The following is a 24,295-nucleotide window of genomic DNA, read 5'->3' on the forward strand; positions in this document are numbered from 1 at the left end:
CCGCGGTCCGGGACGCTCGGTGGCGGTGGCCGACCACTGATCATCACGGAGGACCCGCTGCTGCTCGACGACCTGCTGCGGCTGTGCGCCGCCGCGGGGGCCGAGCCCCATGTGGCGCACTCGGTGCCCGAGCAAAGCGGAACGGCGTGGGTCGCGGGGCGCGATGGAGCCGATGAAGTCGTCGGAGCTGTCGGAGGCGCCGGATCCTTCGGGGGTGATCGTGGTGGCGCGGGCCGCGCCGATCGTGGAGCGGGTCCCGGTGGCGCCGCAGGGGTCGGCTGGGAGGCCGCGCCGCTCGTCCTGGTGGGAGACGACGCCGCCCGGCGGGTGCGCGGGGCGCCCCGCAGGGACGGGGTGTTCCTCGTCGGCCGGGACCTGGACGATCCGCTGGTGTGGCAGCGGGCCGTGGAGATCGGGGCCGAGGAGGTCCTGTGGCTGCCGGACGCCGAGGGCCGGCTCGTCGACCGCATCGCCGATGTGGTGGAGGGCGCCGGACGGCCCGCGCTCACGGTCGGGGTGATCGGCGGGAGCGGCGGCGCCGGGGCGTCCACGCTCGCCTGCGCCCTGGCGGTGCGGGCCGCCGCCTCCGGGGAGCGGACCCTCCTGATCGACGGTGACCCACTGGGCGGCGGGATGGACGTGCTGCTCGGGGGTGAGGGCGCGGAAGGGCTGCGCTGGCCGGACTTCGCCGGCTCGCGCGGCCGGGTCGGCGGTGATGCGCTGGCCGAATCGCTGCCGGAACTGCACGCGTTGCGGGTGCTCAGCTGGGACCGGGGGGACCGGGTGGTGGTGCCGCCCGCCGCGATGCGGTCCGTGGTGGCCGCCGCGCGCCGCCGGGGCGGGGTGGTGGTGGTCGACCTGCCGCGCCGGGTGGACGAGGGGGTGGCCGAGGTGCTGGCCCAGCTGGACCTGGTGCTGCTCGTGGTGCCGGGTGAGCTGCGGGCGGTGGCCGCCGCCGGGCGGGTGGCGGCCGGGGTGCGGATGGTGGCCCGGGACGTGCGGGTGGTGGTCCGGGGGAGGCTCCCGGGCGGGCTGGACGCCGAGGAGGTGGCCGAGCTGCTGCGGGTGCCGCTGGCCGGGGAGGTGCCGCTGGAGGTGGGGCTGCCGGGGCGGGTGGCCGAGGGGGAGACGCCCGGGGCGCGCTCCCGGGGCGCGCTGGCGCGGTTCTGCGACGGCTTCTGGGAGCGGGCGTCCGTCTCCAGCGGTCAGGGGGTGACGGGATGACCGCGGGGTTGCTGGACGCGGTGCGCCAGCGGCTCGCGGAGAGCGGTGCGGAGCCGACCCCGGCCCGGGTGGCGGCGGCGCTGCGGGCCCAGGGGCGCCTGTTGGGGGACGCGGAAGTGCTGGGGGCGGCCGAGGAGCTACGGTGCGAGCTGGTCGGCGCGGGACCGCTGGAGGCGCTGCTGGCCGATCCCGGCGTGACGGACGTCCTGGTGGCGGCGCCCGACCGGGTGTGGGTGGATCGGGGCGGAGGGCTGGAGTTGACCTCCGTGACCTTCACGGACGCCGAGGCGGTGCGCAGGCTCGCGCAGCGGCTGGCCGCCGTAGCGGGGCGCCGGCTCGACGATGCGCGGCCCTGGGTGGACGCGCGACTGCCGGACGGGACCCGGCTGCATGCGGTGCTGCCGCCGGTCTCGGTGGGGTCGGCCTGTCTGTCGCTTCGGGTGGTGCGGCCGCGGGCCTTCACCCTGGACGAGCTGGTGGCCGCGGGGACGCTGCCGCCGGGTGGGCAGCGGCTGCTCCGGGCCCTGGTCGAGGCCCGGCTCTCGTTCCTGGTCTCCGGGGGCACCGGGACCGGGAAGACCACCCTGCTCTCCGCCTTGCTGGGGCTGGTCGGGCCGGGTGAGCGGATCGTCCTGGCCGAGGACTCGGCCGAGCTGCGTCCCGACCATCCGCATGTGGTGCGGTTGGAGGCCAGACCCGCCAACCAGGAGGGCGCCGGCCTGGTCACCTTGGCGGACCTGGTCCGCCAGGCGCTGCGGATGCGCCCGGACCGATTGGTCGTGGGTGAGGTGCGGGGGCCCGAAGTGGCGTACCTGCTGGCCGCGTTGAACACCGGGCACGAGGGTGGCTGCGGGACCGTCCATGCGAATGCCGCCGCGCACGTCCCGGCCCGGATGGAGGCGCTCGGGAGCGCCGCAGGGCTGGACCGGGCGGCCCTGCACAGTCAGTTGGCGTCGGCGCTGTCCTTGGTGATCCATCTCGTCCGGGACCGTGGCGGGCGGCGGCGGGTGGCCGAGGTGCACGTGCTGGAGCGGGACCCCGCCGGACTGGTGATGACGGTACCGGCGCTGCGTTGGGGACCGCGCGGCTTCGTCCGGGAGGCCGGCTGGGAGCGGCTGCGCCCGCTGCTGGGAGGGGTCCGGTGAGCGCGGGGACGTCGCTGGTGTCGGCTCCGGTGTTCGCCGCGGCGCTGTGCGGCGGGGCGGCGGCCTGGGCGTTGGCCGGGGGCGACCGGGGGCCCCGGCGGGCCCGGCTGTTGCTGGCCGGGGCGGTACCGGTGGTGCCCGGTGGGCCGGTGCCGTGGGAGCGGGTGCTCGCCGCGGCGCGGGTACGGGCGGCACGCCGGCCGGAGTGGGGCGCGCTGCTGGTCGGGCTGGTCCTCGCGCTGCTGGGCCGATCGGTGATCCCGCTCGTCGCGGGCGCGGTGGCGGTGCCGCTGGTGCGCGGGCTCCTGAGGGCGCGTCGGCGGGCCCGGGCCCGGGACGCGCGGGCCGCGGAGGTGGCGGCGCTGTGCGGGGCGGTCGTGGCGGAGCTGCGCTCCGGGGCGCAGCCGGGGCAGGCGCTGACGGCGGCCATGCGCCGCACGGTGGCCGGACCGGGAGGTCCGGGCGCGGCGGAGGCGGGGTTGTTGGCCGCGGCGGCCTTCGGCGGGGACGTGGCCGGTGCGCTGCGGTCGGCGGCCCGGGAGCCGGGCGCGGAGGGGCTCGCCGGGATGGCTGCCTGTTGGCGGGTGTCGCTGGACGGCGGAGCGGGGCTGGCGGCCGGGTTGGAGCGGCTGGAGGGGGCCTTGCGGGCGGAGCGGGACCAGGAGGAGTCGCTGCGGGCCCAGCTGGCGGGGGCGCGGTCCACCGCGGTCGTGCTCGCGCTGTTGCCGTTGGTCGGTCTGCTGATGGGGACCGTGATGGGCGCCGATCCCGTGCGGGTGCTGCTCCACACCCCGCTGGGTCTGGGATGTCTGGCGGTGGGCGGGGTCCTGGAGGCGCTCGGGTTGCTGTGGTGCCGGCGGCTGATGCGGGCGGGGGAGCGGTGATGGGCGGCGTCGCGGTCCAGCTCTCCGTCCACTCCCCGCTCTTCGTCCACAGGCTGGGGACGGCGCTCGGTATCGCGGGAGCGGTGATGTGCCTGGGGGCGGTGCTGGGCGCACGGGTCCGCGGTCGGGCGGCCCGGCGCAGGATCGCGGTGCTCCTCGGGGTGGAGCGGGTGCGCCGAGGGCCCGGGTTCGGGAGCCGGGTCAGGGGCGTGGCGGGGGTGTGGGCGGGGCCGCTCGGCGCGCTGCTGGCCGGCTGGGTCCTGGTCGGCGGGGCGGTGGGTGGGGTGGTCGGGTGCGCGGCGGCCTTCGGGGTGGGCAGGTGGCAGCTCCGGGCGCGGGCGTCGCCGGGAGAGGGGGAGGAGCTGAGGGAAGCGGCGCGTCAGCTGCCCCTCGCCGCGGACCTGCTGGCCGCGTGCCTGGCGGCCGGCGCCGGGCCGGTGGAGGCCGCCGAGGTGGTCGGGGAGTCGCTGGGCGGGCCGGTGGGCGAGTGCTTGGCCCTGGCCGGGGCGGAGCTGCGGCTTGGCGGTGAACCGGGCGGGACGTGGGGGAGGTTGGCCCGGCTGCCGGACGCCCGGGAGCTCGCCGAGTACCTGGACCGGGCCGCGCGGACCGGGGCGCCCGCGGCGGAGCAGGTGTCGCGGCTGGCGGCGCGGGTCCGCGAGGACCGGGCCCGGCGGGCGGGGGCCAGGGCGCAGCGGGTCTCGGTACTCATCACCGCTCCGGTCGGGCTGTGTTTCCTCCCCGCCTTTCTCGCCGTAGGGGTGGCTCCGGTGGTGATCGGAATGGCTTCCGGTCTGCTCTCGGGCAACTGAAATCACATCAGTTACTAAAATTCACAGGAGGTTGTCGTGAGGATCATGTGGGTGCGTGTTCGGTCGGCTCTGCGGGGCCGCTGCCGGGACGCGGGAATGTCGACTTCGGAATACGCCATGGGCACGATCGCGGCGTGTGCGTTCGCCGCCGTTCTGTACAAGGTGGTCACGAGTGACGTCGTCGCGGCGGCGCTCCAGTCGACCATCGGGAAGGCACTCGATGCGCCTTTCTGATCACCGTTCCGATGGCCCTTCTGGCGTCCCTTCCGGCGGTGCTTCTGACGAGGCTTCTGACGGAGCTTCTGATCGGTTTCGGGGCGGCCTTTCTGACGGTGCGTCCGGGGAGTGCGGGCGGTCCGGTGAAATGGGTGACCGGGGATATGTGACGGCGGAGGCGTCCTTGGTGATCCCGGCCCTGGTCCTCTTCGCGGCGCTGCTGGTGTGGGCGCTGATGGCGGCGGCCGCGCAGATCCGGTGCGTGGACGCGGCGCGGGCCGGGGCTCGGGTGGCGGCCCGCACCGAGCCGGTCGAGGTGGCGCTCGCGGCGGCCCGGGAGGCCGCCCCGGCGGGGGCGCGGGTGGAGCTGGAGCGGGCGGGTGACCTGTGGCGGGTCAGGGTGAGTGCGCCCGCGCCGGGCCCGCGGGCCCTGTCGGTGCGGCTGGGGGCCCAGGCGGTGGCGTTGGCCGAGGACAGCGTGGGGCCGCCGCCGTGAGCCGGGAGCGGGGTTCGGCCACGGTGTGGGCGGCCGTGGTGGCCACGGCGCTCGTGGCGGTCTTCGGGGGCGTGCTGTTGCTGGGCCAGGCGGTGGTGGCCCGGCACCGGGCCGCGGCCGCCGCCGACCTGGCGGCCCTGGCCGCCGCCGCCAGCTGGACCCACGGCCCCGCGGCCGCGTGCGCGGCGGCGCTGCGGGTGGCGGTGGCACAGGGCGCCCGGATGGCCGCCTGCACGGTCTCGGGCGAGGTCGCGCAGGTGACGGCCCTCGCCCCGGCCGGCCCTTACGCCCCGCGGTCCACCGCACGCGCGGGCCCGGGGTCGGACCCACGGATGGGCCTCGGGGTGGCCTTCGCCCCGGCCGGCCCTTACGCCCCGCGGTCCACCTCGCGCGCGGACCCCCGCCCGGACCCCCGGGCCGGACCCCCGGGCCGGGCCCCGGGCCAGACCTCGGCCCAGACCTCGGCCCAGACCTCGGCCCAGACCTCGGCCTGGGGCTGGCTAGGGCGGCGGTGGGGCCGCTGAGAGGAGGTGGGTGAGGAGGCGGATGGCGCCGCGCTTGTGGAGGGGGTCGTTGCCGTTGCCGCACTTGGGGGACTGGATGCAGGACGGGCAGCCGGCCTCGCACTCGCAGGCGGCGATCGCGTCGCGGGTCGCGGTCAGCCAGGCGCGGGCCGTGTGGAAGGCCCGCTCCGCGAACCCGGCACCGCCGGGGTGGCCGTCGTAGACGAAGACCGTCGGAAGGAGGGTGTCCGGGTGGAGCGGCACGGAGACGCCGCCGATGTCCCAGCGGTCGCAGGTGGCGAACAGCGGGAGCAGCCCGATGGAGGCGTGCTCGGCGGCGTGCAGGGCGCCGCCGAGGATCTCCGGATTGATCCGGGCCTCGTCGAGCTGGTCCTCGGTGACCGTCCACCACACGGCCCGGGTGCGCAGGGTGCGCGGAGGCAGGTCGAGCTTGGCCTCGCCGAGCACCTCGCCGGTGATCAGTTTGCGCCGTAGGTAGGAGACCACCTGGTTGGTGACCTCGACCGACCCGAAGCAGAGCGTGGCCGGGCCCCAGGGGATCGAGGTGTCGGTGTCCAGGACGGAGATGGAGGTGATGTCGCGGGCGGTGGTGGAGAAGGGCGGGGAGGCCTCCTCGACGAGGGCGACCGAGTCCTCCAGGTCCAGGTTCTTCACCAGGTAGGTGCGGCCCTGGTGGAGGTGGACGGCGCCGTCGTGGACGGCGGTGTGGGCGGCCGCCTCGTCCACGGTGCCGAGCAGCCGGCCGGTGGCGGCCTCGACGATCTGCACCGGGCGCCCGCCGCCGCCCCGGATGTCGGTCAGGTCCGAGGCGCGCTCCCGGCGGGTCCAGTGCCAGGCCGTGGCCCGGCGGCGCAGCAGCTTCGCCGCTTCGAGCTGGGGCAGCAGGTCGCGGGCGGCCGGGCCGAAGAGGGCCAGGTCGGGCTCGGTCAGGGGCAGCTCGGCCGCCGCCGCGCACAGGTGGGGGGCGAGGACGTACGGGTTGTCGGGGTCCAGGACGGTGGCCTCCACCGGCTGCTGGAACAGGGCCTCGGGGTGGTGGACCAGGTAGGTGTCCAGCGGGTCGTCCCGGGCGACCAGGACCGCCAGGGCGCCGTGGCCGGAGCGTCCGGCCCGGCCCGCCTGCTGCCACAGGGAGGCCCGGGTGCCCGGGTAGCCGGTGATCAGGACGGCGTCCAGGCCGGAGACGTCCACGCCCAGCTCCAGGGCGGTCGTGGCGGCGAGCCCGAGCAGCTCGCCGGAGTGCAGGGCCCGCTCCAGGGCCCGGCGCTCCTCGGGCAGGTAGCCGCCCCGGTAGGCGGCCACCCGGGGCGGTAGCGAGCGGTCGACGGAGGCGAGGCGCTCCTGGGCGATCAGGGCGATCAGCTCGGCGCCGCGCCGGGAGCGCACGAAGGCGACCGTACGGACCCCCTGGACGACCAGGTCGGTCAGCAGGTCGGCGGTCTCCGCGGTGGCCGTGCGGCGCACCGGGGCGCCCTTCTCGCCCCGCAGCTCGGTGAGCGGCGGCTCCCACAGGGCGAAGACGACCTCGCCGCGCGGAGAGGCGTCGTCCGTGATCTCGGTCACGTTCGTGCCGGTCAGTCGGCTCGCCGAGGCGGCCGGATCGGTGGCGGTGGCCGAGGCGAGGAGGAAGACCGGATCGGAGCCGTAACGGGCGCACAGCCGTCGCAGGCGGCGCAGCACCTGGGCGACGTGGGAGCCGAAGACCCCGCGGTAGGTGTGGCTCTCGTCGATGACCACGTAGCGCAGGGCCCGCAGGAAGGAGGACCAGCGGGGGTGGGCCGGGAGTATCCCGCGGTGCAGCATGTCGGGATTGGTGAGCACGTAGTTGGCGTACTGGCGGACCCATTCGCGCTCCTCGACGGGGGTGTCCCCGTCGTAGACGGCGGGCCTGACCGCGTTTCCCAGGGGCCGGGCCAGCTCCCGCACGGCGCGCCGCTGGTCGGCGGCCAGGGCCTTGGTGGGGGCGAGGTACAGGGCGGTGGCGCCCCGACCGTTGGGCGCCTCGGCGCCGTCGGCGAGGGCGCTGAGCACCGGGGCGAGGTAGGCCAGGGACTTGCCGGAGGCGGTACCGGTGGCGACGATCACGGATTCGCCGTCGAGGGCGAGCTCGGCCGCGGCGGCCTGGTGTGCCCACGGGTGTTCGATGCCCGCTGCCTGGATCGCGGCTACGACATCAGTTCGGATGCGATCGGGCCAGACCGCATGACGGCCCTCCCGAGGGGGCAAGTGCTCCGTATGGGTGATGCGCGCAGCTCGCGAAGGCCCCCGTGACAGGCGGTCCAGGACCGTGTCGGGGCCGGGTCGTGAGTCCGCGGCTGCCGTGGGCCGACCGGGACGGGGAGTATGGGACATCCGAAGTGAGTGTGTCACCGGTGTGCGGGACAATGGTCCCAAGGCGTCGTGCGCGCCTGCCGGTAAGTGATTGAATGCCATCGCGGCAGCCAATCCCTCCTCTACCTTCGGGTGAGGAGGCCCCTGGGGGGCGCCGCTCGATAGCAAGGTGCTGGAGGATCCGTGGACCTGTCCCTGTCGACTCGCACAGTTGGCGACCGCACAGTCGTCGAGGTCGGTGGCGAGATTGATGTGTATACCGCGCCCAAGCTGCGCGAGCAGTTGGTCGAGTTGGTGAACGACGGCAGCTACCACTTGGTTGTCGATATGGAGCGAGTGGACTTCCTCGACTCCACCGGCCTCGGTGTGCTCGTGGGAGGCCTCAAGCGCGTCCGCGCGCACGAGGGCTCGCTGCGCCTGGTGTGCAACCAGGAGCGCATCCTCAAGATTTTCCGCATCACCGGTCTCACCAAGGTGTTCCCGATCCACACCACGGTGGAAGACGCCGTCAACGCCACCGACTGACGGATCCCGCCAGTAGGAGCGGGGGGTTCCGGGCCATACGGCCCGGGCCCCTGCAAGGCACGCCCGTAGTCCGAGGGGGACGCGCATGGCCACCGTTGAACTCCGCTTCAGCGCTCAACCCGAACACGTCCGGACTGCCCGTCTGGTCGCGGCCGCCGTGGCCCGCCGGGCCGGCGTGGAAGAGGCCGTCCTCGACGAGGTCAGACTCGCCGTGGGCGAGGCCTGTTCGCGCGCCGTCGGGCTGCACCGCGGCAACGGGCTGACCGCTCCCGTCCGCGTCGTGCTGACCGACGAGGAGAAGGTCTTCTCCATCGAGGTCGGTGACGAGGTCCCCGGGCCGCCCGGTGGCACCGCCACGCCTTCTTCGGCCGACGCGGACGCCGACCCGGACTCCGCCGCGGCGGTGGACGACGCCGACACCACCGACAGCGAGGACGAGATGAGCCTCGCGGTGATCAGTGGGCTCGTCGACGACGTCGAAGTGACCAGTGGGGAATCGGGCGGTGTCATCAGGATGAGCTGGCCGACGACCGGAGCCTCCGAACTCCCCTAGTCCGCCCGTGTTTCCCGCATGGACCTCCCATAGATCTTTAATCCCATCTTCCGATATTTTTTCAAGGCCCTGCTGAGCAGGGCCTTTTTTGTTTTTCTAGATCGAATCCCGGTGATCCGGCAACGCCGCGCGACCGGTCAATGGGTTTGCCCCATTACCACTTTCGAGGGTATTGGCGTGACGCGATCTATTGGTGAGGAGCAAGAGCAGGCCAATTCTGATTCCCGCCCACTGTTTTGATCAGGTTGCGCTCCCTACAATCCGTCCACATCTTGGGCTCATCACGTCAAGGAGGACGAATGACGGGGCTCTTCACCCCTCTCGCGCAAGAAGGCACCGCTCCGCTGGCAGCGGCGGTGCTTACCGATGACAATCGGCTTATCGTGATCGTCATCGCCGCGGTGGCACTCGCGGCACTCGTGGTCGCGCAGATCCTGGTCCGCCAGGTCCTCGCCGCCGACGAGGGAACCGACCGGATGAAGGAGATCGCGGCGGCCGTCCAGGAAGGCGCCAACGCCTACCTGGGGCGGCAGATGCGCACCCTCGGCATCTTCGCCGTCGTCGTGTTCTTCCTGCTCTTCATGCTCCCCGCCGAGAACTGGACGCAGCGGGCGGGACGTTCCGCCTTCTTCCTCGTCGGCGCGCTCTTCTCGGCCGCCACCGGCTACATCGGCATGCGCCTGGCCGTCCGCGCCAACGTCCGCGTCGCCGCGGCCGCCCGCGAGGCCACCCCGGCCGAGGGCGAGGCCGCCAAGGACCTCACCGAGGTCTCCCACAAGGCCATGCGGATCGCCTTCCGCACCGGCGGCGTGGTGGGCATGTTCACCGTCGGCCTCGGCCTGCTCGGCGCCTCCTGCGTGGTGCTCGTCTACGCCGCCGACGCCCCCAAGGTCCTGGAGGGCTTCGGCCTCGGCGCCGCGCTCATCGCGATGTTCATGCGTGTCGGCGGCGGCATCTTCACCAAGGCCGCCGACGTCGGCGCCGACCTGGTCGGCAAGGTCGAACAGGGCATTCCGGAGGACGATCCGCGCAATGCCGCGACCATCGCCGACAACGTGGGCGACAACGTCGGGGACTGCGCCGGCATGGCCGCCGACCTCTTCGAGTCCTACGCCGTCACGCTCGTCGCGGCGCTCATCCTGGGCAAGGCCGCCTTCGGCGACCTGGGCCTGGCCTTCCCGCTGATCGTCCCGGCGATCGGCGTCGTCACCGCCATGATCGGCATCTTCGCGGTCTCCCCGCGTCGCACCGACCGCAGCGGCATGAGCGCCATCAACCGCGGATTCTTCATCTCGGCGGTCATCTCGCTGGTGCTCGTCGGCGTCGCGGCCCTCGTCTACCTGCCGTCCAGCTTCAAGGACCTGGTCGGCGTCGAGGACGCGGGCATCACCGGCCACTCCGGGGACCCGCGCGTCTTCGCGCTCGTCTCCGTGGCCATCGGCATCGTGCTCGCGGCCCTGATCCAGCAGCTCACGGGCTACTTCACCGAGACCAACCGCCGTCCGGTCCAGGACATCGGCAAGTCCTCGCTCACGGGAGCTGCCACCGTCGTCCTCGCCGGCATCTCCATCGGCCTGGAATCCGCCGTCTACACCGCGCTGCTCATCGGCCTCGGTGTCTACGGCGCCTTCCTGCTCGGCGGCACCTCGATCATGCTGGCGCTCTTCGCGGTGGCCCTGGCCGGCACCGGCCTGCTGACCACCGTCGGCGTCATCGTCGCCATGGACACCTTCGGCCCGGTCTCCGACAACGCCCAGGGCATCGCGGAGATGTCCGGCGACGTCGAGGGCGCGGGCGCCCGGGTCCTGACCGACCTGGACGCGGTGGGCAACACCACGAAGGCGATCACCAAGGGCATCGCGATCGCCACGGCCGTACTGGCCGCCGCCGCGCTCTTCGGCTCGTACCGCGACGCGATCGCCACGGCCGTCAAGGACGTCGGTGCCAAGGCCGGGGACATGGGCCTGAGCCTGGACATCTCGCAGCCCAACAACCTCGTCGGGCTGATCCTCGGCGCGGCCGTCGTGTTCCTCTTCTCGGGCCTGGCCATCAACGCGGTGTCCCGCTCGGCCGGCGCCGTGGTCTACGAGGTGCGCCGCCAGTTCCGCGAGCACCCCGGGATCATGGACTACACCGAGAAGCCCGAGTACGGGCGCGTCGTGGACATCTGCACCAAGGACGCGCTGCGCGAGCTCGCCACGCCCGGCCTGCTCGCCGTGATGGCCCCCATCGCGGTCGGCTTCAGCCTCGGCGTCGGCGCGCTCGGTTCGTACCTGGCCGGCGCGATCGGCACCGGCACGCTGATGGCGGTCTTCCTCGCCAACTCCGGTGGCGCGTGGGACAACGCGAAGAAGCTCGTCGAGGACGGCCACTACGGCGGCAAGGGCAGTGACGCGCACGCCGCGACCGTCATCGGCGACACCGTCGGCGACCCGTTCAAGGACACCGCCGGCCCCGCGATCAACCCGCTGCTCAAGGTGATGAACCTGGTCGCGCTGCTGATCGCCCCCGCTGTCGTGCAGTTCAGCTACGGCGTGGACGCCAGCGCGACCGTCCGCGCGGTGGTCGCCGTCCTGGCGATCATCGTGATCGTCGGCGCGGTGTACGTGTCCAAGCGGCGCGGCATCACGGTCGGCGACGACACGGGCAGCGACGCCGCCGAGCGGGTGGCCCAGCCGGCCGACCCCGCGGTGGTGTCCTGACGGTACGCCGAAGGGCCCTTCCGGGGGCCGTGGAGCGGGACCGAATGGCGGACGGGCGGCGCGTACTGACGCGCCGTCTGTCCGTCTTTCCGCTTATCCGGATGCAGACGTGTATCTTCCGGGCCGAGAGCCTTGGAAGGGACCGATCCGGTGAACAAGAAGTTTGCGGCCGCCTTGTCCGGCGGCGCGGTACTGATGCTCGTGCTGTCCGGTTGCGGTGACGACGGCGACAAGAAGACCGACGACTGGGCCAAGAAGGTCTGCGACAAGTGGCAGCCCGAGCTCAAGAAGATCGAAGCCGCCAACGCCGACATCAAGCGCGTGGCGACCGAGAGCAGCAAGCCCGAGGACGTGCAGAAGACCGACGCGGGCGCGTTCCAGACCATGTCCACCTCGTACAAGGCCATGGGTACGGCCCTGACGGGTGCGGGAGTTCCTCCGGTCAAGGACGGTGATGCGACCCAGAAGGCCGCCGTCAAGGGCTTCGAGGACACCTCCAAGGGCTATGCGGACCTCAAGACGAAGATGGACGCCCTCGATCCCAAGGACCAGGGCAAGTTCGCCGAGGGCCTCAAGACCATCGCGAGCGGCCTCGACCAGACGACCCAGGGCGGCAAGGCGGCCCTGGAGAAGCTGAAGGCGGGCGGACTCGACAAGTCCATGAACGGTCAGAAGGGCTGCCAGGTCGCGGCGGCTCCGGAGCCGTCCAAGAGCTGACCGCCCGCCTGCTGACGGGGCGTACGCCGACCAGGGCGGCCGGGACCGGAAACGGACCCGGCCGCCCTGGTGCTGTGACCCGGTGGACCTTCCCGGCCGTGGCACGGGTGCGCGCCGGGCCGCCGCGTCGCACGGATTGTCGGTGACAGCGGCCACAATGGGCGGGTGAGTACCACCAGCCTTCCCCGCCTCCCCTCGCCCGCCCGCGCCGCCGCCCTGCGCGCGGCCCTGCTCGCCGCGGGCTTCACCGCCGACGGCCTGCTCGACCTGCTCGGCGCCCCCGCCTACGCCGCGCTGGCCCGCAGCGAGACGGTCCCCGCCCTGCGCGCCACCCGCGGCGACGGTCCGCTGGAGGGCCTGGTGCGGCTCTTCCTGCTCCAGCGGCCCGTGCCGTACGACCGGGCCGCTCTCGCGCTGCCCGTCGAGGAGGCGCTGGCCGACGGCTGGCTGCGCCGCGCGGGGGACGACGTACACGCCGTGGTGGACGTGCGGCCCTACGGCGGCCCGGACGGCGAGGACTGGTTCATCGTCTCGGACCTGGGCTGCGCGGTCGGCGGGGCCGGCGGGATCGGCAGCCGGGAGGAGGGCGTGGTCCTGGGCGTCGGCGGGGCCTCCACCACCCTGGCCGGGATCACCGTGCGCACCCCGGTCGGCTCGGCCCTCGACGTCGGCACCGGATCCGGCATCCAGGCCCTGCACGCGGCGCAGCACGCGACCCGGGTCACGGCCACGGACGTCAACCCGCGCGCCCTGGACTTCACCCGTCTGACGCTCGCGCTGTCGGGGGCCCCGGAGGCCGAACTGCTCACCGGTTCGCTCTTCGAGCCGGTCGGCGACGCGACCTACGACCTGATCGTCTCCAACCCGCCCTTCGTGATCTCGCCCGGGGCCCGGTTGACCTACCGGGACGGCGGGATGGGCGGGGACGACCTGTGCCGCGCGCTGGTCCGACAGGCCGGCGACCGATTGAATCCGGGCGGATATGCGCAGTTCTTGGCCAACTGGCAGCACGTCGAGGGCGAGGACTGGCACGACCGGCTGCGCTCCTGGGTGCCGGAGGGCTGCGACGCGTGGATCGTGCAGCGTGACGTGCAGGACGTGACGCAGTACGCGGAGCTGTGGCTGCGGGACGCGGGCGACCACCGCGAGGACCCCGAGGCGTACGCCCGGCGCTACGAGGCCTGGCTGGACGAGTTCGAGGCGCGCAAGACCAAGTCGATCGGCTTCGGCTGGATCACCCTGCGCCGGACGGACGCGGCGGTCGCGTCGATCGTGGTCGAGGAATGGCCGCACTCGGTGGAACAGCCCCTAGGCGACACCGTCCGGGCCCATTTCGCCCGCCAGGACTACCTGCGCGAGCACGACGACGCGGCGCTGCTGGAGGGCTACTTCCGGCTGGTCGAGGAAGTCGTGCAGGAGCAGGTCGGCGCGCCCGGCGCGGAGGATCCGGAGCACGTCGTGCTCCGCCAGAACCGCGGGATGCGGCGCGCCACCAAGGTGGACACGGTCGGCGCGGGCTTCGCCGGAGTGTGCGACGGCTCACTGAGCGCCGGGCGCATCCTCGACGCGATCGCCCACCTGGTCGAGGAGGATCCGGTGGTGCTGCGGGACCGCACGCCGGAGGCGATCCGGCTGCTGGTGGAGCAGGGGTTCCTGGAGCCGGCGGTGCCCGCGGAGCCCTCGCAGCCGTGAGTTAACCCCGGGTTCGCGCGCCGTACGCCCGGGGCTGGAAGGGTCCGCACCGGGGGAGTCCGGGGGGACTCAGGCAGCGGCGCTCGGGGCGGGGGAATCGGCGTGGAAAGTGGTCCGGCGATCTTCGCGGCGACCGTGTTCCTGCTCTTCGGCGCGGCCCTGCTGACCTGGACGGGGGCGCGCGCATGGCGCCGCGCGCCGGTCGCCGAGGGCGTGCGCCACGCCGTGGCCGTACCGGTCGCCGTCCTGGCCGGCGCGGTCTCGCTCGCGCTCGGCGCGTGGTGCCTCGGTCAGGTCTGACGCCGGCGCCGGGGCGGGGCGCCGCAGGGCCCGCGGTACGGGCGGAGCGGTGTCCGCGAGCCCGTTCGCGAGCCCGTTCGCAGCGGGCTTCGGGGAGGCTCCGAGGGCGGGGCCAGACGGCCCCCAGGACCCCCCGCACGGTGATCAGGAAGGGTCCGCCGCGGCATCCGGGCGGCAGAAGTGGCACTTGTCGGGTTACCGTTCGAGTGGCCGTTGCGGGCTTGTGCCGTTTGACACGGGGGCGGGTTGTACCGTCACACTCCGCAGCGTCGCCGTACTGCGACCGAGTGCCGACCGGAGAGAAGAGCCAAGTTGTCCCCGACTAGCGAGACCGCAAAGGGCGGCCGCCGACTCGTCATCGTCGAGTCTCCTGCCAAGGCGAAGACGATCAAGGGCTACCTCGGCCCGGGATACGTCGTCGAGGCGAGCGTCGGGCACATCCGCGACCTCCCCAGCGGCGCGGCCGAGGTTCCCGACAAGTACACGGGCGAGGTCCGTCGTCTCGGTGTGGACGTCGAGCACGACTTCGCGCCGATCTACGTCGTCAACGCGGACAAGAAGGCGCAGGTCAGGAAGCTCAAGGAGCTGCTGGCCGAGTCCGACGAACTTTTCCTCGCCACCGATGAGGACCGCGAGGGCGAGGCCATCGCGTGGCACCTGCAGGAAGTCCTCAAGCCCAAGGTCCCCGTCCACCGGATGGTCTTCCACGAGATCACCAAGGACGCGATCCGCGACGCCGTCGCCAACCCGCGCGAGCTCAACCAGCGCATGGTCGACGCCCAGGAGACCCGCCGCATCCTCGACCGCCTCTACGGCTACGAGGTCTCGCCGGTCCTGTGGAAGAAGGTCATGCCGAAGCTGTCGGCGGGCCGCGTCCAGTCGGTGGCCACCCGCATGGTCGTCGAGAAGGAGCGCGAGCGCATCGCCTTCCGCTCGGCCGAGTACTGGGACCTGACCGGAACCTTCTCCACCGGCCGCGCCGGTGACGCCTCCGACCCGTCCTCGCTGGTCGCCCGGCTGCACACGGTCGACGGCAAGCGCGTGGCCCAGGGCCGCGACTTCGGTTCCACCGGGCAGCTCAAGAGCGAGGTGCTGCACCTCGACGAGGCGAACGCGCGCTCGCTGGCCGCCGCCCTCGCCGAGACGCCCTTCGCGGTCCGCTCGGTCGAGTCGAAGCCCTACCGCCGTTCCCCGTACGCGCCCTTCCGCACGACCACGCTCCAGCAGGAGGCCTCGCGCAAGCTCGGCTTCGGTGCGAAGGCGACCATGCAGGTGGCGCAGAAGCTGTACGAGAACGGCTTCATCACCTACATGCGTACGGACTCCACGACGCTGTCCGAGACCGCCATCACGGCGGCCCGGGCGCAGGTCACGCAGCTCTACGGGGCCGAGTACCTGCCGGAGAAGCCCCGCGTCTACGCGGGCAAGGTCAAGAACGCGCAGGAGGCGCACGAGGCGATCCGTCCTTCGGGTGATCGTTTCCGCACGCCCGCCGAGACGGGTCTGACCGGCGACCAGTTCCGCCTGTACGAGCTGATCTGGAAGCGGACCGTCGCCTCCCAGATGAAGGACGCGGTCGGCAACTCGGTCACCGTCAAGATCGGCGGCCGGGCGAGCGACGGCCGCGACGCCGAGTTCTCCGCCTCCGGCAAGACGATCACCTTCCACGGCTTCATGAAGGCCTACGTCGAAGGCGCCGACGACCCGAACGCCGAGCTGGACGACCGCGAGAAGCGGCTGCCGCAGGTCGCCGAGGGCGACGCGCTGAGCGGCGAGGACATCACGGCCGACGGCCACTCGACCAAGCCCCCGGCCCGCTACACCGAGGCCTCGCTGGTCAAGGAGCTGGAAGAGCGCGAGATCGGCCGTCCGTCGACCTACGCGTCGATCATCGGCACGATCCTCGACCGCGGCTACGTCTTCAAGAAGGGCACGGCCCTCGTGCCGTCCTTCCTGTCCTTCGCCGTGGTGAACCTGCTGGAGACGCACTTCGGGCGGCTCGTCGACTACGACTTCACCGCCAAGATGGAGGACGACCTCGACCGCATCGCGCGGGGCGAGGCCCAGTCCGTGCCGTGGCTCAAGCGGTTCTACTTCGGCTCCGAGGACGCCTCCGAGGTGGTCCCGGCCAACGGCGACCACCTGGGCGGCCTGAAGGAACTGGTCACGGACCTGGGCGCGATCGACGCCCGGGAGATCTCCTCCTTCCCGGTCGGCGAGGGCATCGTGCTGCGCGTGGGCCGCTACGGTCCCTACGTCGAGCGCGGCGAGAAGGACTCCGAGGGCCACCAGCGGGCCGACGTACCGGACGACATGGCTCCGGACGAGCTGACCACGGAGTACGCGGAGGAGCTCTTCGCGAAGCCGAGCGGTGAGTTCGCCCTGGGCAAGGACCCGATCAGCGGGAACGAGATCGTCGCGAAGGACGGTCGCTACGGGCCGTACGTGACGGAGATCCTTCCCGAGGGCACGCCGAAGACGGGCAAGAACGCGGTCAAGCCGCGGACGGCCTCGCTCTTCCAGTCGATGAGCCTCGACACGGTGACGCTGGAGGAAGCGCTCAAGCTGATGTCGCTGCCGCGCGTCGTCGGCGTGGACGCCGAAGGCGTCGAGATCACCGCGCAGAACGGCCGGTACGGCCCGTACCTCAAGAAGGGGACGGACTCGCGCTCCCTGGAGACCGAGGACCAGCTCTTCTCGATCACGCTGGAAGCGGCGCTGGCGATCTACGCCCAGCCCAAGCAGCGCGGCCGGGCCGCGGCCAAGCCGCCGCTGAAGGAGCTGGGCACCGACCCGGTCAGCGAGAAGCCGGTGGTGGTCAAGGACGGCCGCTTCGGTCCGTACGTGACGGACGGCGAGACGAACGCGACGCTGCGGCGGGACGACGACGTCGAGACGATCACGCCGGAGCGGGGCTACGAACTGCTCGCGGAGAAGCGCGCGAAGGGCCCGGCGAAGAAGGTGGCCAAGAAGGCCCCGGCCAAGAAGGCGACCGCGGCGAAGAAGACGACGACGGCCAAGAAGACGGCCGCCAAGAAGACGACGGCGAAGACGACGACGGCCAAGAAGACCGCCGCCGCCACCCCGTCGACGGACGAGTAAGCAGCCCCACCCCGACGCCCGAAGGGCCCCGCACACCCCGCGGGGCCCTTCGGCCGTCCCCCGAGGGCCGGGGCGTCGTTCCTCCGGAGCCGGGTGCCGATGGACTCCGACGGGCCCGGGGTGGGGCCGGGCAGGAGGGTCCCCGCAGGCCGAGCGAGCCACCCCCGCCCCACCACTCCGACCCGCCAGGGCTCGCGAGCCGAGGAGACCCTCCTGCCCGGCCCCACCCCGCGGTGCCCGGCCCGCGGTGCCCGGCCCGCGGTGCTCACCCCGCGGTGTCCCGCCTCCGCGTGAGGCCCGCCCCCGCGTGAGGCCCCCCGCGTGGTCCTCCGCCCCCGGGCACGCGGAACTGGGTCCGGGCTCACAGCCCGAGCGCGTCCACAGCCCTCCGCACCCGCCAAGCGCAGCGGATAGGCTGGGCGGATGACGCGAGCCGAGCAGCCGACGGTCGTCACGGCCCCCGAGACCTCCCCTTCCGCCCCCACCTACGACGAAGCCCTCGCCGCGGACTCCCGCGAACGCGCGGTGCGCGCCCTGCTGCGCACCCCCAGGCTGCGCCGCCTGTGGAGCGCCCAGCTGGTGAGCGGCATCGGCGACATGCTCGCGCTGCTGGTCCTGGTACTGCTGGCGCTCCAGGCCGCGGTCTCGGAGGGCTCGTTCGGCGGCGGCCCGCGCGGCCCCGCGCTCGCCGTCGCGGCCGTCCTCGGCGTGCGCGTCCTGGCCACCGTGCTGTGCGGCGCGGTGCTGCTCGGCCCGCTGACCAAGCTCACGGCGGCGGGCGGCAAGCTCGACCGCCGCTGGACCATGCTCGGCGCCGACGGCGTGCGCATCGCGCTGTTCGTCGTGGCCCCGCTCTGGCTCGACTGGATCCCGGAGCACGCGCTGACCGTGCTGCTCGCGACCGTCTTCGTCTCCGGCGCGGCCGAGCGCCTGTGGACGCTCTCCAAGGAGAGCGCCGCCCCGGCCCTGTTGCCCGGGCCGCCGCCGGAGGGCGCGACCGTACGCCCGCTGCCGGACCACCTCGACACCCTGCGGCGCCTGACCCTGCGCACGGCGTTCGCCGCGCTGCCGCTCGCCGCCACCGCGCTGCTCGCGGCCACCCTGGTCGGCCGCGCGATCGGCCTCGGCGTGGACTGGTTCGCGCAGAACCAGGCCGCGCTCGGCTCGTACGTCGCCGCCGGGCTCTTCGCCGCCTCGTTGTCGCTCCTGTTCCCGCTGGTGCTCCCCGAGTCGAAGACCCCGCGCCCGCGCTCCCCGCTGGAGGGGCTGCGCGCCCCGAAGGCCGGTGACCGTCCGGAGCAGGGGCGTACGGGCGCCATCCGGCTGCTCGTGCTCGCCTGCGCGGCGGTCGCCGGAGCCGTGGCCTGCGCCGTCGGCGTGGCCGCGCTGCACGCGTACGACCTGGCCGGCGGCCCCGCCACCTTCGCGCTGCTGGTGCTCGCGCTGGCCGGTGGCACCGCGGCCGGGATCCGGCTCACCCAGGCGGGCAAGATGCTGCCCGCGCTCTCGCGGCGCCGCCTGCTGGCCCTGGCGATCGCCGTCACGGGCCTCGCGCTGCTGCTGACCGGCCTGGTCGCGGACACCGCGACCGTGCTCTTCCTGACCCTGCTCGCCGGGACCGGCGCGGGCGTCGCGGCCAACACCGGGCACACCCTGCTGGACCAGGAGACCGAGGAGTTCCGCCGGGTCCGGGTCACCGAGCACCTGCACGCGGCCGTCCGGGTCGCGGTCGGCCTCGGCGCCGTCGGCGCCCCGGCGCTGGCCGCCCTGATCGGTGCGCACCGGCTGGTGGCGGGTCGGGTCGTCTTCGAGCACGGCGGCGCGGCCTTCGTCCTCATGCTGGTCGGCGCGCTGCTGCTGCCGGTGGCCGTCGTCGTGCTGATCAAGGCGGACGACCGCCGGGGCGTTCCGCTCCGCCGTGACCTGCGCGAGGCGCTGCGCGGCGGCGAGCCGGTGCAGGCCGCTTCCGGTACCGGGTTCTTCATCGCCCTGGAGGGCGGCGACGGCGCCGGGAAGTCCACCCAGGTGCAGACGCTCGCCGACTGGATACGGAGCAAGGGCCACGAGGTCGTCGTCACGCGCGAGCCGGGGGCGACCCCGGTCGGCAAGCGACTGCGCTCGATCCTGCTGGACGTCTCCTCGGCCGGGCTCTCCAACCGTGCCGAGGCACTGCTGTACGCCGCCGACCGGGCGGAGCACGTGGACACCGTGGTCCGGCCGGCGCTGGAGCGCGGCGCGGTCGTGATCTCCGACCGGTACATCGACTCCTCCGTCGCCTACCAGGGTGCGGGACGCGACCTGTCGCCGACCGAGATCGCCCGGATCTCGCGCTGGGCCACCGACGGGCTGGTCCCGAACCTGACGATCCTGCTGGACGTCTCCCCGGAGACGGCCCGGGAGCGCTTCACGGAGGCGCCGGACCGGCTGGAGTCGGAGCCCCAGGAGTTCCACCAGCGGGTGCGGTCCGGGTTCCTGACGCTGGCCGCGGCCGACCCCGGCCGCTACCTGGTGGTGGACGCCGGCCAGGACCCGGAGTCGGTGGCCACGGTCGTCCGGCACCGGATGGACCGGATGCTCCCGCTGTCCGAAGCCGAGGTGGCGGCGCAGATCGAGGCGCGCCGGCTGGCGCAGGAGGAGGCGCGGCGGGCCGCCGAGGCGGAGGCCGCGCGCAAGGCGGAGGAGGCCCGGCTGCGGGCCGAGGAAGAGGCGCGCAAGGCCCGCGAGGCGGAGGCGGCCCGGCTCGAAGCCGAGGCGGAGGCCGCCCGCAAGGCGCAGGAGGAGCGGCTGCGCGCCGAGGAGGCGGCCCGGGCCCGGGCCGAGGCCGAGCGGCTGCGCGCGGAGGCCGAGGAGAAGGCCCGCGCGCTGGAGCAGGAGCGGTTGCGCAAGCAGGCGCAGGAGGAGGCCCGGCTGCGGGCCGAGGCCGAGGAACGGCGCCTGGAGAAGCAGCGGCGTGCCGAGGAGGCCCTGCTGAAGGCGGAGGAGGCGCGGCGGCTGGCCGAGGCCTCGGCCGCGGCCGTCGCCGCCGAGACCGCGAAGGCCGCGGCGGCCAAGGCCGCCGCGGAGGCTGCCGCCAAGGCGTCGGCCGAAGCCGCTGCCAAGGCCGCGACCGACGCCGCGGCGAAGGCTTCGGCCGAGGCGGCCGCGACCGCTGCCGCGGAGTCCGCGGCGAAGGCGGCCCAGGCGGCCACGGCGGTCACGGCGCCCGTGCCGCGGGTCGACATGGCCAAGGAGCCGCTGCCGGACCGGACCCCGGCCCGGACCCCGGCCGCGAAGTCGGCGGAGGGTGCCCATCCGGCGGACGCGATCACGGTGGTCACGCCGGTCGTGAAGCCGGACGACGTCACCCAGACGGTCCCGGTCCCGAAGTTCTCGCCGCCGGTCTCCGCGCCGCCCGTCTCCCCGAACGAGGAGACGGCCGTGCTGCCGCCGGTCCGCGCCTCCGACCCGACGGCCCGGGTGCCGCAGCGGATCTTCCGGGATTCGGCGCCCGGCCAGGACGGCGGTGGCAACGGCAACGACGTCACCCGGGAGCTGCCGGTCCTCGACGAGTCGGGGCGCCCGCGCCACCGGCCCGCCTGGGCGGAGGAGACCCCGATGGACGACCAGCCGACCCTCGCGGACGAGCTGCTCGGCCCGCGCGGGCGCCACGACGACCAGGACGGCAACGACGACGACCACGGCAACGGCGGCAACGGCGCCGGGGGCCGGCCGCGCCGCCGCTGACCGCGCCCGGCCGGGACTGTCAGTGCGCCCCGCCACACTGGTGGGCGCGGGGTGACCGGGTGGGCCCACTCGGTGAACGCACGTAGCGACACACGTAGAGACGTACGTAGAGAGAAAGGTGGTGGGCGGCATGCCCGTATGGGACGACCTGGTGGGCCAGGAGCGCGTACAGGCACAGCTGGCCGCCGCCGCCCGCGACGCCGACGCGATGGTCACGGCCGATGCCGAGGGCACCGAATCGGCGACCGCGTCGAAGATGACCCACGCCTGGCTCTTCACGGGCCCGCCCGGATCCGGCCGGTCCACCGCGGCCCGCGCCTTCGCCGCGGCCCTGCAGTGCACGAGCCCGGACCGGGCGCTCGGCGGTGAGCCGGGCTGCGGGTTCTGCGACGGCTGCCACACGACCGTGGTCGGCACCCACGCCGACGTCGAGATCGTCCGCACCGACCTTCTGTCCATCGGTGTGAAGGACACCCGGGCCCTGGTCCGCAGGGCCCAGCTCTCCCCGGCCGTGGGCCGCTGGCAGGTCATCGTCCTGGAGGACGCCGACCGGCTCACCGAAGGCGCGGGGAACGTCCTGCTGAAGGCCGTCGAGGAGCCCGCCCCGCGCACGGTGTGGCTGCTGTGCGCGCCCTCGCTGGAGGACGTGCTGCCCACCATCCGCTCCCGCTGCCGCCACCTGACGCTGCGCACCCCGTCGGTCGCCGCCGTCGCGGACCTACTGGTCCGGCGGGACGGCATCGAGCCCGGGGCCGCCGCCGCGGCCGCCCGGGCCACCCAGGGGCACATCGACCGGGCCCGCCGCCTCGCCACGGACGAGCGGGCCCGTAGCCGCCGGGCCGCCGTGCTGAAGCTGCCGCTCCGGGTGGACGACGTCGGGGCGTGCCTGAAGGCCGCCCAGGAGCTGGTGGACGCCGCCGCCGAGGACGCCAAGCAGGTGGCCGAGGAGGTGGACGTCAAGGAGACCGAGGAGCTGCGCGCCGCGATGGGCGCCGGCGCGGGGACCGGCGGCCGGATGCCCCGCGGTACCGCGGGGGTGATGAAGGACCTGGAGGACCGGCAGAAGCGCCGCCGCACCAGGACCCAGCGCGACACCCTCGACCTGGCGCTCACCGACCTGATCGGCTTCTACCGGGACGTGCTGGCGCTCCAGCTCGGCTCCGGACTGGCCATCGCCAACGAGGAAGTACGTCCGGACCTCGACCGGGTCGCCCGCGCCTCGGGTCCGGAGCGGACCCTGCGCCGCATCGAGGGGATCATCGCCTGCCGCGAGGCCCTGGACCGCAACGTGTCCCCGCTCCTCGCGGTGGAGGCGATGACGATGGCCCTGCGCGCCGGCTGAGGGGCCGGGCGGGCCTCCCGGGTGCGGGTGGCGGGGACGCCGGTTGACCGGCTCACCCGTACGGGCAAGGCGCGGCCCGGCCGCGGCGGGCCCCGGTGCGCCGCGCGTCTCCCCCGTGTCCCGCCTTGTCACCCCGCGGCCCGGGCGCGGCCTCCACCTCGGGGGCGTCGGGCAGGCCGTACGCTCCGGAGATGGACACGAGTCGCCTGCTGCGCACCACCGGAACCGTGATCGCCGCCGCCGGGCTCCTGCTCTCCGGGTGCACGTCGGGCAGCTCGGCCCCGCGGGCGTCCGCGTCGTCCTCCGGGGCCGCCTCCCCGTCCGGGACCGGGGCGAGCGCCGGGGCGAGCAAGGGCGCGAGCGCGCAGGCACCCGAGCCCACGGCGATCCCGGCCGCCCTGGCCCCGTACTACGCCCAGAAGCTCACGTGGCGCGACTGCGGTGCGCCGGGCTTCCAGTGCTCGACCATGAAGGCCCCGCTGGACTACGCGCACCCCGGCAACGGCCAGGACATCGACATCGCCGTCTCCCGCAAGGTGGCCACCGGTCCCGGCAAGCGGCTCGGCTCGCTGCTGGTCAACCCGGGCGGCCCGGGCGGCTCCGGCATCGGGTACCTCCAGGCGTACGCGGGCATCGGCTATCCGGCGCCCGTGCGCGCCCAGTACGACATGGTGTCCTTCGACCCGCGCGGCGTGGCCCGCAGCGCCCCGGTGGACTGTCTGAGCGGCCCCCGGATGGACGCCTTCACCCAGGTGGACCAGACCCCCGACGACCCGGCCGAGCGGGCCAAGCTGGTGACGGCCTTCAAGGAGTTCGCCGCGGGCTGCGCCGAGAAGTCCAGCCGGATGCTGCCGCACGTCTCCACGGTCGAGGCGGCGAAGGACATGGACATGCTGCGCGCGGTCCTCGGGGACGAGAAGCTGACGTACGTCGGTGCCTCGTACGGGACCTTCCTCGGGGCGACGTACGCGGACCTCTTCCCGAGCCGGGTGGGCCGGCTGGTCCTGGACGGCGCGATGGACCCCGCTCGCCCGGCGCTGGAGCTGAACCGGGATCAGACGGAGGGCTTCGAGACGGCGTTCCGTTCCTTCGCCCAGGACTGCGCGAAGCAGCCCGACTGCCCGCTCGGCCAGGGCAGTCCGGAGGAGGTGGCGGCGCAGCTGAAGGAGTTCTTCCGCAAGGTCGACGCCCAGCCGGTGCCCAGCGGGGACGCGGCGCGCCCGCTGGGCGAGTCGCTCGCGACGACCGGGGTGATCGCGGCGCTGTACGACCAGGCGGCCTGGCCCCAGCTGCGCGAGGCGCTCAAGGACGCCAAGAACGGCGAGGGGCAGGGGCTGCTCGGGCTCGCGGACAGCTATTACGAGCGGGACGCCAAGGGCAAGTACGCCAATCTGATGTTCGCCAACGCCGCGGTGAACTGCCTGGACCAGCCCGCCGCCTTCACCACTCCGGAGGACGTGGCCAAGGCCCTGCCGTCCTTCGAGAAGGCCTCCCCGGTCTTCGGCGCGGGCCTCGCCTGGGCCTCGCTGAACTGCGCGTACTGGCCGGTCAAGGCGACCGGCACGGCACACCGCGCGGAAGCCAAGGGCGCGGCCCCGATCGTGGTCGTCGGCACCGTCCGGGACCCGGCGACCCCGTACAAGTGGGCCCAGGCCCTCGCGGACCAGCTCGACTCCGGCGTCCTGCTCACCTACGACGGCGACGGTCACACGGCCTACGGCCGCGGCAGCGACTGCATCGACACGGCGATCAACCAGTACCTCCTGGAGGGCACCCCTCCGCAGGCCGGCAAGAAGTGCTAGCCCCCCGAGCCCCCCTCCCGGCAGCCCCCCGCCGACCTGGTGCGGGGCACCCGGTTTAACCCTGTAGACTTGGCGCCGCTGCTGATGAGAGCCTCCCACCAGGGAAATTCTCGTCATCCCAGCGGTGCCGCCTTAGCTCAGTTGGCCAGAGCAACGCACTCGTAATGCGTAGGTCTCGGGTTCGAATCCCGAAGGCGGCTCTGTA

Annotated in this window: 18 protein-coding genes and 1 tRNA gene; 18 read left to right on the plus strand and 1 reads right to left on the minus strand. The window is 73.9% G+C overall.

Features of this window, described 5'->3' with window-relative positions; all coding sequences use genetic code 11:
• Positions 1–36: 36 nt before the first annotated feature.
• The 7 genes from ssd to ACIQWR_RS17410 all read left to right on the plus strand — a co-directional run bounded on the left by ssd (position 37) and on the right by ACIQWR_RS17410 (position 5,301).
• Positions 37–1,224 carry a septum site-determining protein Ssd gene (ssd, locus tag ACIQWR_RS17380; RefSeq protein ID WP_404010134.1) on the plus strand — a complete coding sequence of 396 codons (1,188 nt, stop codon included), beginning with the start codon at positions 37–39 and terminating at the stop codon, positions 1,222–1,224.
• Positions 1,221–2,369 (plus strand): TadA family conjugal transfer-associated ATPase, encoded by a 1,149-nt coding sequence (locus ACIQWR_RS17385; protein WP_404009877.1) that lies wholly within the window; start codon positions 1,221–1,223, stop codon positions 2,367–2,369. The genes ssd and ACIQWR_RS17385 overlap by 4 nt, the downstream gene beginning before the upstream one ends.
• Entirely contained in the window at positions 2,366–3,253 is an 888-nt protein-coding gene (locus tag ACIQWR_RS17390) for a type II secretion system F family protein (RefSeq protein ID WP_404009880.1), read from the plus strand. The genes ACIQWR_RS17385 and ACIQWR_RS17390 overlap by 4 nt, the downstream gene beginning before the upstream one ends.
• The gene (locus ACIQWR_RS17395) at positions 3,253–4,065 is read left to right on the plus strand and encodes a type II secretion system F family protein (protein ID WP_404009883.1); all 813 of its coding nucleotides are present in this window, start codon (positions 3,253–3,255) and stop codon (positions 4,063–4,065) included. Before ACIQWR_RS17390 ends, ACIQWR_RS17395 begins: the two co-directional genes overlap by 1 nt.
• Before the next feature lie 45 nt (positions 4,066–4,110).
• Positions 4,111–4,299, plus strand: a complete 189-nt coding sequence (locus ACIQWR_RS17400; protein ID WP_404010136.1) for a DUF4244 domain-containing protein — start codon at positions 4,111–4,113, stop codon at positions 4,297–4,299.
• Positions 4,300–4,468: 169 nt separating this feature from the next.
• On the plus strand, positions 4,469–4,777 hold the full coding sequence (locus tag ACIQWR_RS17405) for a TadE family type IV pilus minor pilin (protein WP_404010139.1): 309 nt from the start codon (positions 4,469–4,471) through the stop codon (positions 4,775–4,777).
• Positions 4,774–5,301 (plus strand): Rv3654c family TadE-like protein, encoded by a 528-nt coding sequence (locus ACIQWR_RS17410; protein ID WP_404009886.1) that lies wholly within the window; start codon positions 4,774–4,776, stop codon positions 5,299–5,301. Before ACIQWR_RS17405 ends, ACIQWR_RS17410 begins: the two co-directional genes overlap by 4 nt.
• Here the strand turns inward: ACIQWR_RS17410 and ACIQWR_RS17415 are convergent.
• A complete protein-coding gene (locus tag ACIQWR_RS17415) occupies positions 5,278–7,734 on the minus strand; it encodes a DEAD/DEAH box helicase (RefSeq protein ID WP_404009888.1) in 2,457 nt (818 codons plus the stop codon). The two genes, ACIQWR_RS17410 and ACIQWR_RS17415, sit on opposite strands and share 24 nt — an antisense overlap.
• An 81-nt stretch (positions 7,735–7,815) precedes the next feature.
• Here ACIQWR_RS17415 and bldG point away from each other — a divergent pair, with 81 nt between their 5' ends.
• From bldG to ACIQWR_RS17470, 11 genes are all read left to right on the plus strand, one after another.
• A complete protein-coding gene (bldG, locus tag ACIQWR_RS17420) occupies positions 7,816–8,157 on the plus strand; it encodes an anti-sigma factor antagonist BldG (protein WP_008743037.1) in 342 nt (113 codons plus the stop codon).
• Positions 8,158–8,242: 85 nt separating this feature from the next.
• The gene (locus ACIQWR_RS17425; RefSeq protein ID WP_404009891.1) at positions 8,243–8,710 is read left to right on the plus strand and encodes an ATP-binding protein; all 468 of its coding nucleotides are present in this window, start codon (positions 8,243–8,245) and stop codon (positions 8,708–8,710) included.
• Between the two features lie 299 nt (positions 8,711–9,009).
• Positions 9,010–11,412 carry a sodium-translocating pyrophosphatase gene (locus tag ACIQWR_RS17430; protein ID WP_399265018.1) on the plus strand — a complete coding sequence of 801 codons (2,403 nt, stop codon included), beginning with the start codon at positions 9,010–9,012 and terminating at the stop codon, positions 11,410–11,412.
• A 150-nt stretch (positions 11,413–11,562) separates the two neighbouring features.
• Positions 11,563–12,129 carry a small secreted protein gene (locus tag ACIQWR_RS17435; protein ID WP_399265016.1) on the plus strand — a complete coding sequence of 189 codons (567 nt, stop codon included), beginning with the start codon at positions 11,563–11,565 and terminating at the stop codon, positions 12,127–12,129.
• A 165-nt stretch (positions 12,130–12,294) separates the two neighbouring features.
• Entirely contained in the window at positions 12,295–13,821 is a 1,527-nt protein-coding gene (locus ACIQWR_RS17440) for a methyltransferase (protein WP_404009894.1), read from the plus strand.
• A 102-nt stretch (positions 13,822–13,923) separates the two neighbouring features.
• A complete protein-coding gene (locus ACIQWR_RS17445; protein ID WP_404009897.1) occupies positions 13,924–14,121 on the plus strand; it encodes a hypothetical protein in 198 nt (65 codons plus the stop codon).
• Positions 14,122–14,433: 312 nt separating this feature from the next.
• Positions 14,434–17,223: a type I DNA topoisomerase gene (gene topA, locus ACIQWR_RS17450; RefSeq protein WP_404009900.1), complete on the plus strand. Its 2,790-nt coding sequence runs from the start codon at positions 14,434–14,436 to the stop codon at positions 17,221–17,223.
• A gap of 423 nt (positions 17,224–17,646) precedes the next feature.
• On the plus strand, positions 17,647–20,946 hold the full coding sequence (tmk, locus tag ACIQWR_RS17455) for a dTMP kinase (protein ID WP_404009903.1): 3,300 nt from the start codon (positions 17,647–17,649) through the stop codon (positions 20,944–20,946).
• A gap of 130 nt (positions 20,947–21,076) precedes the next feature.
• On the plus strand, positions 21,077–22,288 hold the full coding sequence (locus tag ACIQWR_RS17460) for a DNA polymerase III subunit delta' (protein ID WP_404009906.1): 1,212 nt from the start codon (positions 21,077–21,079) through the stop codon (positions 22,286–22,288).
• A gap of 191 nt (positions 22,289–22,479) precedes the next feature.
• Positions 22,480–24,090: an alpha/beta hydrolase gene (locus ACIQWR_RS17465; RefSeq protein WP_404009909.1), complete on the plus strand. Its 1,611-nt coding sequence runs from the start codon at positions 22,480–22,482 to the stop codon at positions 24,088–24,090.
• 126 nt (positions 24,091–24,216) lie between these two features.
• Positions 24,217–24,290: transfer RNA gene (locus ACIQWR_RS17470), tRNA-Thr, on the plus strand.
• The last annotated feature ends 5 nt before the right edge of the window (positions 24,291–24,295 follow it).

Origin of the sequence: Streptomyces sp. NPDC098789 (assembly GCF_044759975.1) — a bacterium.
In the GTDB taxonomy this organism is placed as follows: domain Bacteria; phylum Actinomycetota; class Actinomycetes; order Streptomycetales; family Streptomycetaceae; genus Streptomyces.